At 75.3% G+C, this 16155-nt stretch carries 14 protein-coding genes; 12 read left to right on the top strand and 2 right to left on the bottom strand.

Going from position 1 to position 16155, the window contains the following annotated elements; all coding sequences use genetic code 11:
- The first annotated feature begins 62 nt into the window (after positions 1–62).
- The 5 genes from PVK74_RS07335 to PVK74_RS07315 all read left to right on the top strand — a co-directional run bounded on the left by PVK74_RS07335 (position 63) and on the right by PVK74_RS07315 (position 6162).
- A complete protein-coding gene (locus PVK74_RS07335) occupies positions 63–758 on the top strand; it encodes a DUF305 domain-containing protein (protein WP_274478606.1) in 696 nt (231 codons plus the stop codon).
- Positions 759–897: 139 nt separating this feature from the next.
- Entirely contained in the window at positions 898–2100 is a 1203-nt protein-coding gene (locus PVK74_RS07330) for a sensor histidine kinase (protein ID WP_420800517.1), read from the top strand.
- The gene (locus PVK74_RS07325; protein WP_043323707.1) at positions 2097–2762 is read left to right on the top strand and encodes a response regulator; all 666 of its coding nucleotides are present in this window, start codon (positions 2097–2099) and stop codon (positions 2760–2762) included. Before PVK74_RS07330 ends, PVK74_RS07325 begins: the two co-directional genes overlap by 4 nt.
- A 200-nt stretch (positions 2763–2962) precedes the next feature.
- Complete coding sequence (locus PVK74_RS07320) at positions 2963–3676, top strand: ABC transporter ATP-binding protein (protein ID WP_166456103.1); 714 nt, start codon at positions 2963–2965, stop codon at positions 3674–3676.
- Between the two features lie 5 nt (positions 3677–3681).
- Complete coding sequence (locus PVK74_RS07315; protein ID WP_274478604.1) at positions 3682–6162, top strand: ABC transporter permease; 2481 nt, start codon at positions 3682–3684, stop codon at positions 6160–6162.
- A 63-nt stretch (positions 6163–6225) separates the two neighbouring features.
- On the opposite strand, the gene PVK74_RS07310 is transcribed toward PVK74_RS07315, so the two are convergent.
- Positions 6226–7608: a serine/threonine-protein kinase gene (locus tag PVK74_RS07310; RefSeq protein ID WP_166455887.1), complete on the bottom strand. Its 1383-nt coding sequence runs from the start codon at positions 7606–7608 to the stop codon at positions 6226–6228.
- Between the two features lie 496 nt (positions 7609–8104).
- On the opposite strand from PVK74_RS07310, the gene PVK74_RS07305 reads away from it, so the two are divergent.
- The 7 genes from PVK74_RS07305 to PVK74_RS07275 all read left to right on the top strand — a co-directional run bounded on the left by PVK74_RS07305 (position 8105) and on the right by PVK74_RS07275 (position 14778).
- A complete protein-coding gene (locus PVK74_RS07305) occupies positions 8105–8740 on the top strand; it encodes an RNA polymerase sigma factor (RefSeq protein WP_069088687.1) in 636 nt (211 codons plus the stop codon).
- Between the two features lie 16 nt (positions 8741–8756).
- Positions 8757–9488, top strand: coding sequence for a hypothetical protein (locus tag PVK74_RS07300; protein WP_274478603.1), 732 nt, complete (start codon positions 8757–8759; stop codon positions 9486–9488).
- A 155-nt stretch (positions 9489–9643) separates the two neighbouring features.
- A complete protein-coding gene (gene egtA / locus PVK74_RS07295) occupies positions 9644–10879 on the top strand; it encodes an ergothioneine biosynthesis glutamate--cysteine ligase EgtA (protein WP_064445809.1) in 1236 nt (411 codons plus the stop codon).
- Positions 10876–12204, top strand: coding sequence for an ergothioneine biosynthesis protein EgtB (gene egtB / locus PVK74_RS07290; protein WP_274478601.1), 1329 nt, complete (start codon positions 10876–10878; stop codon positions 12202–12204). Before egtA ends, egtB begins: the two co-directional genes overlap by 4 nt.
- 9 nt (positions 12205–12213) lie before the next feature.
- Positions 12214–12960 (top strand): ergothioneine biosynthesis protein EgtC, encoded by a 747-nt coding sequence (gene egtC, locus PVK74_RS07285; protein WP_064445811.1) that lies wholly within the window; start codon positions 12214–12216, stop codon positions 12958–12960.
- Positions 12961–12997: 37 nt separating this feature from the next.
- The gene (egtD, locus tag PVK74_RS07280; RefSeq protein WP_274478599.1) at positions 12998–13963 is read left to right on the top strand and encodes an L-histidine N(alpha)-methyltransferase; all 966 of its coding nucleotides are present in this window, start codon (positions 12998–13000) and stop codon (positions 13961–13963) included.
- Positions 13964–14190: 227 nt separating this feature from the next.
- Positions 14191–14778, top strand: coding sequence for a TMEM165/GDT1 family protein (locus PVK74_RS07275; protein ID WP_043323720.1), 588 nt, complete (start codon positions 14191–14193; stop codon positions 14776–14778).
- 55 nt (positions 14779–14833) lie between these two features.
- Here PVK74_RS07275 and nhaA read toward each other — a convergent pair whose 3' ends face one another.
- Positions 14834–16132, bottom strand: a complete 1299-nt coding sequence (nhaA, locus tag PVK74_RS07270; RefSeq protein ID WP_113972798.1) for a Na+/H+ antiporter NhaA — start codon at positions 16130–16132, stop codon at positions 14834–14836.
- Positions 16133–16155: the final 23 nt, after the last annotated feature.

Below are 16155 nucleotides of genomic sequence, written 5' to 3'. Positions count from 1 at the left end.
CACACTGGGGAACTTTTATCTATGTATAGGATCGCCTTCACCTTGACCGGAGGAGGCGTCGTATGACCAGCCGGCAGGCGCGCGTGTGGGTGGGCGTCACAGCGCTCGTCATGCTCGTGGTGATCGGCGGGCTGGCGCTCGCCGGGCGCGACGACACCCGGCCCGAGGCCGCGGCGGGCAACGCCGCGACGGGCGCGCCGAGCCCGAGCGCCACCACCTCGGCGCCGCCGCTGCTGGTCCCCGGCCGCCCGGGGGAGTCGGCCGCCACCCGTGCGCCCGATCAGGTGCGGGCAGCGTCGACGCCCCGGTTCAACAGCCTCGACGTCTGGTACGTCCGGATGATGATCCCGCACCACGAGCAGGCGCTGGAGATGGCGACGCTCGCCCCCGACCGGGCCGCCGACCCCCGCATCCGCGCCGTGGCCGAGCGGATCCGCGCCGCCCAGGGGCCGGAGGTCGGCCTGCTGCGTGCCTGGCTCAGCACCCGCGACCTGCCCGCCGACGTGCCGGGGCACGACCACGGCAGCATGCGCGGGATGCAGTCCGCCGAGGCGATGCGGCAGCTCGCCGACGCAAGGGGCGCGGCGTTCGACCGGATGTTCGTGCGGATGATGACCGATCACCACCAGGGCGCGATCGTGATGTCCACCGACCTGCTGAAGGTCGGCGCCGACCAGTCCATGCAGGAGTTCGCCACCGGCGTGGCCGTCGAGCAGTCCGCCGAGATCACCCGCATGCGAGCCCTCCTGCTCTCCTGACCCCCGCACCCCGCCGATCCTCGCGGTGATCATGAGGTTGGCGGCGACAAATCGGACGACGACGCCCGTCAACCTCATGATCACCGCGAGGTGGGGCGGCGGGGGAGGGGTGGGGAGAGCGGGCCTAGGCTGGGGAATCGTGGCTCGCCTCATCCTCGGCCGTCCGCTGCGCGGCATCGCCTTCGACACCGCCGTCTGCGGGCTGGTCGTGTTCTTCGCCGTCTCCGCGTACGTCGCCGGCCAGATCGGCGTACCGGCGTTCGCGGTCGGGCTGGCGGCGGCGGTGGCGGTGTTCTTCCGGCGTACCCACCCGACGGCGGTCGCCGCCGCGGTGGCCGCGCTCGCGCTGGTCCAGGTGATCGCCGGCTGGGGTCCGCTCGCCTACGACATCGCCGTGCTGATCGCCCTCTACAGCGTGGTCAAGTACGCCGACCGGCTCCGTGACGGCATCGTGGCCGGGGTCGTCGCCGTGCTCGGCGGGGTGCTCGCCGCGCTCCAGACGCCCGGCGCCGGGCCCTGGTGGATGGGCGCGTTCTTCTACGCCCTGATCGTCGGCGCGGTCTGGCTGGCCGGGCTGAACCTGCGGACCCGCCGGCTCTACGTGCTCAGCCTGGAGGACCGGGCCGCGACGCTGGAACGGGAACGGGAGGCGCAGGCGCGGGCCGCGGTCGCCGAGGAGCGCACCCGGATCGCCCGCGAGCTGCACGACGTGGTCGCCCACAGCATGGCCGTGATGATCGTGCAGGCCGACGGGGTGCGGTTCACGCTCGACCGGGATCCGGCCACCGCCCGCGAGGCGGCCAAGGTGGTGGCGGACACCGGCCGGGCGGCGCTGGAGGAGATGCGGCGGCTGGTCGGCGTACTGCGGGAACCCACAGCGACGCAGCCGGACCCGGCGGACGGGCCCGCGCACCGCCGGCCCGCGCTGGTGGAGCTGCCCGCGTTGCTCGACCGGTTCCGCGCCGCCGGGCTGCGGGTCGCCTGCGGCGGCGCCGGCGCGCCGCCGCCGCTGCCCCCCGGCCTGGAGCTGACCGTCTACCGGGTGGTGCAGGAGAGCCTGACCAACACGCTCAAGCACGCGGGCGTCGGCGCGTCGGTGGAGCTGACGCTGGACTGGAGCGCCGACGCCGTCGTGATCCGCGCCGTGGACGACGGGCGCGGCCGTCCGGTCGACGGCCCGGCGCCGTCCGGCGGTCACGGCCTGGTCGGCATGCGGGAACGGGTCGGGGTGTACGACGGCAGCCTCGCCGCCGGACCCACACTTGCCGGTGGCTGGCGGGTGCGGGCGCGGCTGCCGCTGGCCCCGGCGGCCGGCACCGGGGAAGGGAGCGCGGCGGCGTGACGGTACGGGTGATGATCGTCGACGACCAGGCGCTGGTACGCGCCGGGTTCCGGATGGTGCTCGACTCCCAGCCCGACCTGGCGGTGGTCGCCGAGGCCATCGACGGCGCGGACGCGCTGCGGGTGCTGGACCGGGTCGCCGTCGACGTGGTGGTGATGGACCTGCGCATGCCGACCATGGACGGGGTGGAGGCGACCCGGCGGATCTGTGCCCGGCGCGACGACGGGCGCCCCCGCGTGCTGGCGCTGACCACGTTCGACACGGAGGCCGACGCGTTCGCCGCGCTGCGCGCCGGGGCGAGCGGGTTCCTGCTCAAGAACGTGCCGCCGGAGGAGCTCATGGCCGCGATCCGGGTGGTCGCCCAGGGCGACTCGGTGGTGGCCCCGTCGATCACCCGGCGGCTGCTCGACCGGTTCGCCGGGCAGCTCGGCCCCGCGCCGGCCGCCGATCCCCGGCTGGCCCAGCTCACCGAGCGGGAACGGGAGGTGCTGCTGCTGGTGGCGCAGGGGCTCTCCAACGCCGAGATCGCCGCCCGGGTGCACGTCGCGGAGGCGACGGTGAAGACCCACGTCGGCCGCATCCTGGCCAAGCTCCAGCTGCGCGACCGGGTCCAGGCGGTCGTCCTGGCGTACGAGAGCGGCCTGATCACGCCCGGCGGCTGACCCGGCGTACGCCTCAGGTCGTACGGGTTTCCCCGGTGGGGGACGACCTCCGTCGCATCGAGGTCGAGCGCGCAGGTGGAGATCAACCAGGTGGTGCCGCCCCTAGCGTCGGAACTGTCAGAAAAGCCGTGTCCGACAGGAGCACCTCAGTGTCCGCACCACCGACCACCGGCGTCGCCCTCGCCGCCCGCGCGCTGCGCATGGAGTACGGCGCCGGGCAGTCCCGCGTCGTCGCGCTCGACGGCGTCGACCTCGACCTGGCCGCCGCCCGGTTCACCGCCGTCATGGGCCCGTCCGGCTCCGGCAAGTCCACCCTGCTGCACTGCCTCGCCGGCCTCGACCGGCCGACCGCCGGGGCGGTGCACATCGGTGACGCCGACCTGACGCGCCTGGACGACCGGCGGCTCACCCGGCTGCGCCGGGACCGGATCGGCTTCGTCTTCCAGAAGTTCAACCTGCTGCCCACGCTCAGCGCGCAGGAGAACATCGTCCTGCCGCTGGCGATCGCCGGCCGTCGCCCGGACCCGGCGTGGCTGGGGCAGGTGGTGGCCGCGGTGGGCCTGACCGACCGCCTCGGGCACCGCCCGGCGGAGCTGTCCGGCGGGCAGCAGCAGCGCGTCGCGGTGGCCCGCGCGCTGATCACCCGGCCCTGGGTGATCTTCGCCGACGAGCCGACCGGCAACCTCGACTCGCGTTCCGGCGCCGAGGTGCTGCGGCTGCTGCGCGAGGCGGTGGACATGCTCGGTCAGACCGTCGTCATGGTCACCCACGACCCGGCCGCCGCCGCGTACGCCGACCGGGTGGTCTTCCTGGCCGACGGCCGGCTGGTCGACGAGCTGCACGCGCCCACGGTCGGCGCGGTCCGGGACGCGCTCAGCCGGCTCGACCCGGCCGTCGCGCCGGCAGGGCGGTGACCGGGATGCTGCGCCTGACCCTGCGCCAGGTCCGCGCCGACGGCCTGCGCCTGCTGCTGTCCTCACTGGCGATCGTGCTCGGCGTCGCGTTCGTCGCCGGCACGCTGATGTTCACCGACGGCATGCGCGCCGGGGCGTACGAGCGCGCCGGTGAGTTCGACAGACACACCGACCTGGCCGCGTACGCCGAGAGCGACCCGCTGCCCCCGGCGCTCGTGGACCGGGTACGCGCCCTCGACGGGGTGGCCGCCGCCGCGGGCGAGCTGACCGGCTCCGCCGGGGTGGTCGGCGCCGACGGCCGTCCCGTGCTCGGCTACGCGGTGCTCGCCGCCGTCCCCACCGAGGCGGCCCTGCAGTCCTACGACGTGGTGGCCGGGCGGCTGCCGCAGCGCCCCGGCGAGGTGGTGCTCGACGACGAGACCGTCGCCGAGGAGCGCTTCACCGTCGGCGGCCCGGTGTCGATCGGCGGACGCGACGGCGCGGCCCGGCCGTACACGCTTGTCGGCACCGTCGACGTGGACGGCAGCTCCCGCGACGTCGGCGGCCCCTACATCGGGCTGACCGGCCCGGACGCGCTGGCCGTCAGCGGCGAGAAGGGCTACGGCCGGATCATGGTGGCGGCCCGTGCCGGGGTGGACACGGCGGCGCTGGCCGACCGGATCCGCGCCGTGGTGGGACCGGACGTGACGGTCCGGGACCGCGACGCCATCCTCGACGCGGCCGTCGACGACGCGGTACGCGACCTGCGGCAGTTCGGCATGCTGCTGGGCACGTTCGCCGCCGTCGCGGTGGTGGTGGCCGGCTTCGTGATCGCCAACACCTTCGCTATCGTGCTCGCCCAGCGCTCCCGGCGTACCGCGCTGCTGCGGCTGGTCGGCGCCACCCGGGGGCAGATCTACCGGGCCACGCTGTCCGAGGCGGCGGTGACCGGCCTGCTCGCCTCCGTCGTGGGGGTGCTGGCCGGCGCGGCGGTGGCCGGCGGCCTCGGCGTGCTGCTCGCCGGCACCGGCGCGCCGCTGGGCGGCGGGCTCACCCTGACCCCGCGTACGCTGCTGCTGTCGCTGGGGCTGGGGACGCTGCTCACCGTGGCGTCGGCCGCGCTGCCGGCCTGGCAGGGCACCCGGGTCGCCCCGGTGGCCGCGCTCACCGACGCGGCGGTCAACCCGGTCCGTCCGGCCGGGCGGATCCGGCTGGCGGTCGGCGCGCTGGCGCTCGCCGCCGGTGTGGCGGCGCTGGCCGGCGCCGGCGCCACCGGCCAGGTGGTGCTGGTCGCGGCCGGCGGGTTGCTGGCCTTCGGCGGCATCGTGGCGTTCGGCCCGGTGCTGGTGCCGGCGCTGGTACGGGTGCTCGGCGGGCCGTTCCGCGCGGCGTTCGGCGCCACCGGCGGGCTGGCCGTGTCGAACGCGGTGCGCAACCCGCGCCGGGTCGCCGCCACCGCGACGGCCATGGTGATCGGCATCGGGCTGGTCTCCGCCTTCGTGGTCGGCGCGGCGAGCGTCAAGTCCGGCATCGAACGCGCGGTGGACGCCCGGATCGGCGTGGACTTCCTGGTCACCGGCATCGGCGGGGACCTGCCGGCCACCGTTGCCGGCGAACTGGCCGCCCGCCCGGAGCTGGGCGTGGTGCACGAGCAGCGCAGCCGGGTGGTCGGCGACGTGCAGCTGCGCGCCGCGCACCCGGCGCTGGTCCGGCGCACGCTGTCCGCCGTCGACGCCGGTGACCCGGCCGGCCTGGGGCCGGGAGCGGTGCTGGTGCACCGCGAGCTGGCCGCGACCAAGGGCTGGACGGCCGGTTCCACGATCACGCTCGCCGGGCGGCCGTTGCGGGTCGCCGCGGTGGTGGCCGACGAGGAGCCAATCCTGGCCGGGAGCCCGGTGCCCCCAGGGCACCTGGTGGACGTGCTGGACGCCGACTTCACCGCCATGTTCCCGGCCGTGCGCGGCCACCTGGCCGAGGTGGATCCGGCCGCCGGGGTGAGCGTCGACGAGGCCCGGACCGCCGTCGAGTCGGTGCTGGCGCGCTACCCGACGGTGAACGTGATGGACCAGGCCGCGTACAAGAAGATGCTCACCGGCACCGTCGACCTGGTGCTGGGGTTCGTCACCGCGCTGCTCGGCCTCGCCGTGGTGATCTCGCTCGTGGGGGTCGCCAACACGCTCAGCCTGTCCGTGGTGGAACGCACCCGGGAGACGGCGGTGCTGCGCGCGGTCGGACTGAGCCGGGCCGGGATGCGGGGTGTGCTGGCGGTCGAGGCGGTGCTCACCGCGCTCGTCGGCACGCTGCTCGGCATCGCGCTCGGCACCGGGGCGGCCGCCGGGGCGATGGCAGTGGTGGCCCGCATCGGCGGGGACTTCACGCTCGTCCTGCCCTGGGCGCGGATCGGGCTGATCGTCGCGGTGGCGGTGGTGGCCGCGCTGCTCGCCTCGGTCCTGCCGGCCCGCCGGGCGCTGTCCCGGCCGGTGGTGGCGTCGCTCGGCGCGGACTGAGCACCACCGCCCGGACACGCCGAGGAGCCGGCTCCGCCGCGGGCGGGGCCGGCTCGTCGTGGGTCAGGGTTGGGTGGCCGGCTGCCCGCCGGTGTCACCGCCGCCGGTGCCGGGGTCGGCGGTGGTCGGTTCGGGTGCCGGCGTAGTGGTGGGCGCCGTCGTCGCCGGCGTGCTGGGCGGCGTGGTGGTCGGCGCGCCGGTGGGCGCCGGCTCCTCGCTGACGCTCGGCTGCGCCGACGGGACCGTCGAGGCGCTCGGCGTCACCGACGGCGTGGCCGACGGTCGGCCGCCCGGGCCGACCGGCCGGTAGGTGTAGTCGTCGCCGGCCGTCGGCTCGTCGACGACCGGCTCCGCGGCCGGGTCGCTCGGCGCCACCGCGGGCGCCGTCTTGTCGATCTTCGTGGCGGGTTCGGCGGTGTCGTTGGCGGCGGCCACCAGCGCGCCCAGCGCGCCCATCGCCACCAGCACCGCGCCCAGCGCCCCGACGAGCGTGCCGCGCCGGCCCCGCCGCCGCGACGTCGCCACCGCGGCGCCCGGCCGGACCGCCGGCTGGTCGTCGCGGGACCGCGCCGGGCCCGCCGCGCCGCGCAGCGCCATCGTCGCGGTCGGTGAGTCGGTACGGGCGGCCCGCGCCGCGTCGGCCATCGCCGCGGCGCTCGGGTAGCGGTCGGCCGGGTCCTTGGCCAGCGCCCGGGACACCAGCTCGCGCACCGACGCCGGGATCTCCGCCGGCAGCTCCGGCGGCTCGTCGTCGAGATGGCGTACGGCCACCTGCAGCGGGTTGTCACCGGTGAACGGCGGGCTGCCGGTGAGGCAGCAGTACGCGACCGCGCCGAGCGCGTACACGTCGGTGGCGCCCGAGACCGGCCGGCCGGCGGCCTGCTCCGGCGCCATGTAGAGGGCGGTGCCGGGCACCGCGTTGGTGCTGGTGATGCTCGTGACGTTGGTCGAGCGGGCCACCCCGAAGTCGACGAGCACCACGGTGCCGTCGTCCTGCACCAGCAGGTTGCTCGGCTTCACGTCGCGGTGCACGATGCCGCGCCCGTGCGCCGCGTGCAGCGCCTGCGCCACCTGGGCCACGATCGACATGGTCTCGGCGACCTCGAGGCACCCCGCGTCCTCGATCCGCCGCGACAGCGGCTCACCGGCGACGAACTCCATCACCAGGTAGTCGGCCCGGCCGCCGCTGGGCAGCTCGTCCTCGCCGCAGTCGAAGACCTGGACCACGCCGGGGTGGCGCAGCGAGGCCATGATCCGCGCCTCGGAACGGAAACGGGCGATGAAGTCGGGGTCGGACACCAGGGCGGGAAGAAGCACCTTCACCGCGACCGGACGACCGAGGACCAGGTCGGTGGCACGCCAGACGTCGCCCATGCCGCCGGTGGCGACACGGTCTTCCAGGCGGTACCGACCGCTGAGTACGACGTCTGAGGACAGCACCCCCATACCGTACCCACAGCGGGCGCGAAGTATTTCCCGCGATCTCGGCGCGGGATCGAAAGCCTTCAGCGGGGCGTTCCAGCAGCCGGGACGCTGATCGGCGCACCGTGACCGGACCGGCACGATCGGCCAGAATGTGACAGCACGTCGCTGTCCGCCCGCGGGGCCCGCCGCGATCGGTTGCGCCGGGGAGCGTCGATTCCGTACGTTGCGTTACCTCGACACGCCGGTGACGGGCGTAGACATTTCTCTCTCTTCCTCCGGCCCTGACGTCTTGCCGGAGCGCCCCGCGTTCCCAGGCGTCGGCCCGGCTCCCGGCCGCCCCGAGCCGTCGGTACCGTATGTCCGCCGACGCCCGTGCCGCGCGGCAATGTCCATGGCTCATCGCACCCGTGTGCGAGTGTCAGATCAACTCACCGGGGGGCGGGGTGCGGATGGCGGTGTGGCCACTGGCTCCCCGGCGTGCCCGGTGCCCGCACACGACCCGGTCCGGACGGCGACCGTGACGGCCGAGCTGAACGAGGCGGTCGCCGCGGCGCAGGCCGGCGACGAGGAGGCGTTCCGGTTCCTCTACCGCAGCCTGCAGCCCGCCCTGCTGCGCTACCTGACCGCTCTCGTCGGCGCCGACGCCGAGGACGTGGCCTCCGAGGCATGGCTCCAGATCTCCCGCGACCTGCCCTCCTTCACCGGTGGCGAGTTCCGCGCCTGGGCGGTCACGATCGCCCGCAACCGGGCCATGGACCATCTGCGCCGGCAGCGGCGGCGTCCGTCGGTGCCGGTGCCGGTGCAGGCGCTCAACGACCTGGCCGCCGACGCGGACACCGCCGACCGGGCCGGCGAGGCCATCGCCACCGAGAGCGCGCTGGCCCTGATCCGTACGCTGCCACCGGCCGAGGCGGAGGCGGTGATGCTGCGGGCCGTCATCGGCCTCGACGCGGAGACCGCCGGGCGGGTGCTGGGACGGCGGGCCGGAGCCGTGCGCACCGCGGCGCACCGGGGCCTTCGCCGGCTGGCTGCCATGCTGGAGCGCTCGGCGGCGGACACTGCCCCGGACGACTCCCGGGGCGCCCTCGCGCCGCGTCCCCGTACCGACCGCCAGGTTCCGCACGCGCCCGAGGCCGAGCCGGCGGAGGGCTGACGTGAGGAGAGACGGCATGCACCCTCGCCGGTCCGGCGGGCCCGCCGACCGGGCGGAATCCGATCGTCTGCTCGACGCCGCGCGCGCCGGGTCGCCACCGGGGCCGCAGACCGACCCGCTGACCCGGCTGCTGTCGGCCGCGGCCGGCCCGGCCACCGCCGGTGAGATCGCCGGCGAGGACCGGGCGGTCGCCGCCTTCCGGGCCGCCCGCGCCGCGCCCGCGCCGGGGCCCGTGCCCGCGGTCCGGCCGCGCCGGCGCCTGCGGATCGCCGCCGCGCTGTCCGGGCTGGCCGCCACCGCGGTCGCCGGGGTGGCCTTCGCCGCCGTACGCCTGGACCGCCACCCGGACCCGGTGATCCCGCCGGCGCCGGCCACCAGCGGCCCGGGCGTCACCGGCCCCACCGCCACCGGGCCGTCGCGGCCGGCGCCGAGCACACCGGCCGGCGAGGCGTCGGGCGCGGCGTCCCGGCCGGCCCGCGACGTGACGCCGACGCCGACGTCGACGCCGAGCTTCCCGGCCGCGCCGCCCGCGCCCTCGGCGGGGAACAACCGGATCGTCGCCCACTGCCGCGCCTACCTGGTCAAGTCGGAGCGGCAGCGGGAGAAGGCGCTGACCAGGCCCGGCTTCGCCGACCTGGTGGCCGCCGCCGGCGGCCCCGAGCAGGTGGAGAGCTACTGCCGGAATCTGGTGGGGGAGCCTTCGGGGACCCCGCCAGCCGAAGACGACGACCAGGACGAGGACGACTGAGCGCGGGGGCGCAATCAGATTCCGGACAAAAATTCATCTCTCCGGGCAAGCGGATCACGTCTGCTAGACAGAGGATGGTGTGACGGCGTCCCGCGCCGAACGGGCCGGGCGCGTCGCGACACCGTGGTCGTCCGTCGCCGAGGAGGAGCCGCCCCATGGTGATGTCGCCGGACCTGGACCGCGCCGTCGTCCTGGGCGACGAGCAGGCGGCCCGGGGCCACCTGGCCCGGATCTGCTTCAAGACCGGACCGCCCACGCTCGTCGGCGTCGAACTGGAATGGACCGTGCACGACGCCGCGGACCCGGCCCGGCCGGTCGACCGCGAGCGACTACGCAGGGCGCTGGGGCGGCACAGCCCCGTGACGCTCGACCCCACCAGCCCGGCCGACGAGCTCCGTCGCGCGAGCGCCGTGACCGTGGAGCCCGGCGGGCAGGTGGAGATCTCCGCCGCGCCGCGACCGACTGTCGGCGCGCTCGTCCTGGCCACCGAGGCCGACGTCGCCGAGCTACGGGCCCGGCTGGACGCCGCCGGGCTGGTGCTCGGCCGTAGCGGCATCGATCCCTGGCGGCTGCCGCGACCCGTCGTGGAAACCCCCCGCTACCGGGCCATGCGGTGCGCCTTCGACCGGCGCGGCCCGGCGGGGCGGGCGATGATGTACAGCACGGCGGGCCTGCAGGTCTGCCTCGACGCGGGCGAGCCGGAGCACCTCGCGCAGCGGTGGGCCGCCGCGCACGCCGTCGGCCCGCCGCTGCTGGCCGCCTTCGCCACCGCCGACCGGCACGCGGGCCGGGCCACCGGCTGGGCCTCCGCCCGGATGGCCACCTGGCTGGCCATCGACCCGGCCCGGACCCGCCCGGTGTGGTCGCCCGAACGCGCCGACGAGGATCCGGTGGCCGCCTGGACCGGGTACGCGCTCGCCGCGCCGCTGCTCTGCGTACGCGGCGACGGCCCGGACTGGACCGCGCCGCCGGACGTCACGTTCGCCGACTGGCTGGCCGGCGCGCTGCCCCGCCCGCCCACCACCGACGACCTGGAGTACCACGTCAGCACGCTCTTCCCGCCGGTGCGCCCGCGCGGCTACCTGGAGCTGCGCTACCTGGACGCACAGCCCGGGGCGGCGTGGACCGTGCCGCTGACGGTCCTGGCCGCGCTCTTCGCCGACCCGGCGACCACCCGGGACGCGCTGGCGGCGGCCGCGCCGGTCGCCGACCGGTGGCGCGCGGCGGCCCGCTGCGGACTGGCCGAGCGCCCGCTGGCGACCGCCGCGGCGGCGCTGTTCGACCTGGCCCTGACGGCCCTGCCCCGCCTCGATCTGCCGCCCGCCATCCACGAGGAGACCCACCGAGAGATCCGGCGGCGACGTGCCGCCGCGGAGAGGGGACACCGGTGACCACGACCGAGCGACCGGGCACTGACGCCGAACGACTGCGCGACCGGATCGCCGCGGAGCTGGAGCGGACCCGCGCCCGCACCGCGACACTCACCGACGCGGTGGACGACGACGACCTGGTCCGGCAGCACTCCACGCTGATGTCGCCGCTGGTCTGGGACCTGGCGCACGTCGGCAACCAGGAGGAGCTGTGGCTGGTCCGCGACGTCGGCGGCCGCGAACCGGTGCGCCACGACATCGACGACCTCTACGACGCGTTCAAGCAGCCCCGCAAGGACCGCCCGGCGCTGCCGCTGCTGCCGCCGGCCGAGGCGCGCGCCTACGTGCGTACGGTCCGCGACAAGGTGTTCGACCTGCTCGACGGCATCCGCTTCACCGAGCGTCCCCTGGTCGCCGACGGGTTCGCGTTCGGCATGATCGTGCAGCACGAGCAGCAGCACGACGAGACCATGCTCGCCACCCACCAGCTGCGCGCCGGCGCCCCGGTGCTGGACGCGCCGCCACCGCCGGAGCCCCGGGCCCGGATCGGCGGGGAGGTACGGGTGCCGGCCGGGCCGTTCACGATGGGCACCTCCACCGACCCGTGGGCGCTGGACAACGAGCGCCCGGCGCACACCGTCGACCTGCCCGCGTACCTCATCGACGCCGCGCCGGTCACGAACGGGCAGTACCGCGCGTTCATCGCCGACGGCGGATACGACGAGCCGCGCTGGTGGAGCGAGGCCGGCTGGCGGCACCGGATCGAGGCGGAGCTGAGCGCGCCGATGCACTGGCGGCGCGACGGCGACGGCTGGGCGTACCGCCGGTTCGGCCGCTGGTCGGCGGTCCGCGACGACGAGCCGGTGGTGCACGTCTGCTGGTACGAGGCGCAGGCGTACGCGGCGTGGGCCGGCAAGCGGCTGCCCACCGAGGCGGAGTGGGAGAAGGCGGCCCGCTGGGACCCGGCGTCCGGCCGGTCCCGCCGTTACCCGTGGGGCGACGAGGATCCGGGCGCCGAGCACGCCAACCTGGGCCAGCGGCACCTGTGGCCGGCGCCGGTGGGCGCGTACCCGGCGGGCGCCTCGCCGCTGGGCGTGCACCAGCTCGTCGGCGACGTGTGGGAGTGGACCTCGTCGCCGTTCCGCGGGCACCCGGGCTTCACCGCGTTCCCGTACCGGGAGTACTCGGAGGTCTTCTTCGGCGACGACCACAGGGTGCTGCGGGGCGGCTCGTTCGGCACCGACCGGTCCGCCTGCCGGGGCACGTTCCGCAACTGGGACTACCCGATCCGGCGGCAGATCTTCAGCGGTTTCCGCTGCGCCCGTGACGCCGGACCGGAGGAGTGAGCCGGCCCGATGTGCCGTCACCTCGCGTACCTCGGTCCACCCGTGCTCCTGGGCAGCCTGCTGTTCGACCCGCCGTACGGCCTGCTGCGCCAGTCGTGGGCGCCGCGTGACATGCGCGGCGGCGGCACCATAAACGCCGACGGCTTCGGCGTCGCCTGGTACCCGGACGACGGCGACCCGGTCCGGTACCGGCGGGCCCAGCCGATGTGGAGCGACACCACGCTGCCGGAGCTGGCCGCCGTGACGCGGGCGCGGGCGGTGCTGGCGGCGGTCCGGTCCGCCACCGTCGGCATGCCGCTGCACGAGACGGCGGCGGCCCCGTTCGCCGAGGGACGGTGGCTGTTCAGCCACAACGGCGTGGTGCGGGGCTGGCCGGACAGCCTGGTCCCGATCGCCGCCGGCCTGCCCGTGCGCGACCTGATCACGCTCGACGTGCCGACCGACTCGGCGCTGCTGTGGGCGCTGGTCCGGCACCGGCTGCGCGCCGGGGCGCCGCCGGACGAGGCGGTCGCGGACACGGTCGCGGCGGTCGCCGCAGCCGCTCCCGGCTCGCGGCTGAACCTGCTGCTCACCGACGGTACGACGGTGGTGGCGAGCACGGGCGGCCACGCGCTGTCGGCGCGTCGCGGGCCGGACTCGGTGCTGCTGGCCTCCGAACCGTTCGACGACGACCCGGCCTGGCAGGCGGTGCCGGACGGCCGGCTCGTGGTGGCGTCCACGGGCCGGTTCGACGTGCGGGAGCTGACCGCCGCCTGACCTTTTCCCATCACCGGCAGGACAGAGAGGACACCTGATGAGCGCGGAGCCGCTGGAGATCCACCTGGAGGAGCGGGACCTCGACCGTGGGTTGCGGGAGGACGTACGGGTGGGGCTGGCCGCGACGCCGAAGTGGCTGCCGCCGAAGTGGTTCTACGACGCCCGGGGCAGCGAGCTGTTCGAGGAGATCACCCGCCTGCCGGAGTACTACCCGACCCGGGCCGAGCGGGCCGTGCTCGCCGCGCACGCCGACGACGTGGCCACCCTGACCGGCGCGAAGACGCTGATCGAGCTGGGGTCGGGCTCGTCGGAGAAGACCCGCCTGCTGCTGGACGCGTTCACCCGGCACGGCGACCTGGGCACGTTCGTGCCGCTGGACGTGTCGGTGAGCGCGTTGCGCTCCTCCACCGAGCAGATCGCCGCCGCGTACCCGGGGCTGCGGGTGCGGGGGATCGTCGGTGACTTCACCCGCCACCTGGACCGGCTGCCCACCGGCGGCCGGCGCCTGGTGGCGTTCCTCGGCGGCACGATCGGCAACCTGCTGCCGGCGGAGCGGTCCGGGTTCCTCACGGCGATGCGCGCGGCGCTGGAGGCCGGCGACTGGCTGCTGATCGGCACCGACCTGGTGAAGGACCCGGCGGTGATCGTGCCCGCGTACGACGACGCGGCGGGCGTGACCGCCGAGTTCAACCGCAACGTGCTCCGGGTGATCAACCGGGAGCTGGGCGCGGACTTCGACGTCGACGCGTTCCGGCACGTGGCGGTCTGGGACCCGGAGCGGGAGTGGATCGAGATGCGGCTGCGCGCCGAGCGCCCGACAACGGTGCGGGTGCTGGACACCGACGTCGTGTTCGCCGCCGGCGAGGAGCTGCGTACCGAGGTGTCGGCCAAGTTCCGGCCGGAGGGGATCGCGGCCGAGCTGACCGCCGCCGGGTTCACCCGGCAGGCGTTCTGGACCGACCCGGGCGGGCTGTTCGGGGTGAGCCTGGCCCGGGCCGACTGAGGGCCTGGGTGGTCCGGGCCACACCCGCTGACGGGCCCGGCGGGTGATCGGCTAGGCTGGCTGCGCGAAGGGGAGTAGCCCCCAATGTCGTGGTCGACACACTGGTGCGTTCCGCATCCGGCCACGCGGCCCCGGTCTCCGGGGCGGGCGAGACCTTCGACTCAGGCTGTCGCAGCCGGGTCGAGGGCGCCCCCGTTCCTCCTCCCGGCTTGATCGGGAAGGTTCACATGGAGGGTTTCCTCGTCGCGCTGGTGGTCAGCTTCGGCGTGATCTTCGTTGCGGAGCTGGGCGACAAATCCCAGCTCATGGCGCTGACATTCGCCACTCGGTTCAAGACGGTGCCGGTGCTCATCGGCATCACGATCGCCACCGCGATCGTGCACCTGGCCTCGGTGGCCATCGGGTACGGCCTGAACGCCGCGCTGCCCACCGGCTGGATCTCGCTCATCGCCGGCCTGGCGTTCCTCGGATTCGGCGCGTGGACGCTGCGCGGCGACAAGCTGACCGAGGAGGAGAAGCGCAAGGCCGAGCGCAGCGGCAAGTCGGCGATCCTCGCGGTGGGTGTGGCGTTCTTCCTGGCCGAGCTGGGCGACAAGACCATGCTCGCCACCATCACGCTGGCCACCAAGTACGGCTGGTTCGGCACCTGGCTCGGGTCGACGCTCGGCATGGTCGCCGCGGACGCGCTGGCGATCCTGGTGGGCCGGATGCTCGGCCGGCACCTGCCGGAGCGGGCGATCCGTTACGGCGCGGCAGTGCTGTTCGCCATCTGCGGCCTGTGGCTGATCTTCGAGGCGGTGGCGGAGCTGAACTGATCGGCCCGTGTCGCGCCGGCCGTCCTCTCCCGGGGGACGGCCGGCGCGACACGGGTCAGGCGGTTCCGCCCTGGTAGACGTCCGGGATGCCGTCACCGTCGGCGTCCCGGTTCTCCCGTTCGCTGATCCGGCGGTAGACCCGGTTGCGGCGGACCAGCACCACCGAGGCGAGCAGGGCGGAGGTCAGCGAGCCGAGCAGCACCGCCACCTTGACGCCGTCCTCCTCCGGGCTGCCCGTGCCGAACGCGAGCTCGCCGATGAGCAGCGACACGGTGAAGCCGATGCCGGCCAGCAGCGCGAGTCCGAGCAGGTCGGCCCAGGTGATCTCCTCGTCCAGTTCGGCCCGGGTGAACCGGGCGAGCAGGTACGTCGAGCCGAACACGCCGACGACCTTGCCCAGCACGAGTCCGGCGGCGACCGCGAGCACCACCGGGTTGCTGAGCACGCCGCCCACGTCCACGCCGACCAGCGTCACCCCGGCGGCGAAGAAGGCGAAGACCGGTACGGCCAGGCCGGCGGAGACCGGCCGCCAGCGGTGCTCCAGCCGCTCGGCCAGGCCGGGCGAGCCGTCGCGTCCGCGCAGCACGGGCACGGTGAAGCCGAGCAGCACGCCCGCGACCGTGGCGTGCACGCCGGAGGCGTGCACGAGCGTCCAGGCGGTCACGGCCAGCGGGATCAGCGCCCACCACCAGGTGCGGCGCCGCTGCACGAGCAACCCGAACACGGCGATCGGCAGCAGCGCGCCGAGCAGCGGCAGCGGGTGGAAGTCGGCGGTGTAGAACACCGCGATGATGGTGATCGCGAAGAGGTCGTCCACCACCGCGAGGGTGAGCAGGAACGCGCGCAGCCCCTGCGGCAGGTGGGAGCTGACCACGGCGAGCACTGCGAGGGCGAACGCGATGTCGGTGGCGGTGGGGATGGCCCATCCGCGCAGCCCGGCGCCGCCGGCGCTGAGCGTCACCGCCAGGTAGATCAGCGCGGGCGCGACCATGCCGCCGACGGCCGCGATCACCGGCAGCGCGGCCCGGCGGGGATCCCGCAGGTCACCGGCGACGAACTCGCGTTTGAGTTCCAGGCCCACCACGAAGAAGAAGATCGCCAGCAACCCGTCGGCGGCCCAGGTGCGCAGGCTGAGGTCGAGGTGCAGCGCCGCGCCGCCGGGCCAGGGCACCCAGTGGCTCAGTTCCGCGTACCCGGCGCGCCACGGCGAGTTGGCCCAGATCAGCGCGATCACGGCGCCGAGAAGCAGCAGAGCGCCGCCGACCGTCTCGGTGCGCAGCACGTCGGCCAGGAACCGGGCCTCCGGCCAGGAGCGGCGGGAGAGCAGGCGCGACGGAGGTGGGGTGTGGGTCATGCGGCGTCCGTTCGGGAGCTGGG

The organism is Micromonospora chalcea (assembly GCF_028768405.1).
In the GTDB taxonomy this organism is placed as follows: Bacteria; Actinomycetota; Actinomycetes; order Mycobacteriales; family Micromonosporaceae; genus Micromonospora; species Micromonospora chalcea.
Note: the sequence above shows the minus strand (reverse complement) of the source record. Positions and strands in the feature narration are given on the sequence as shown.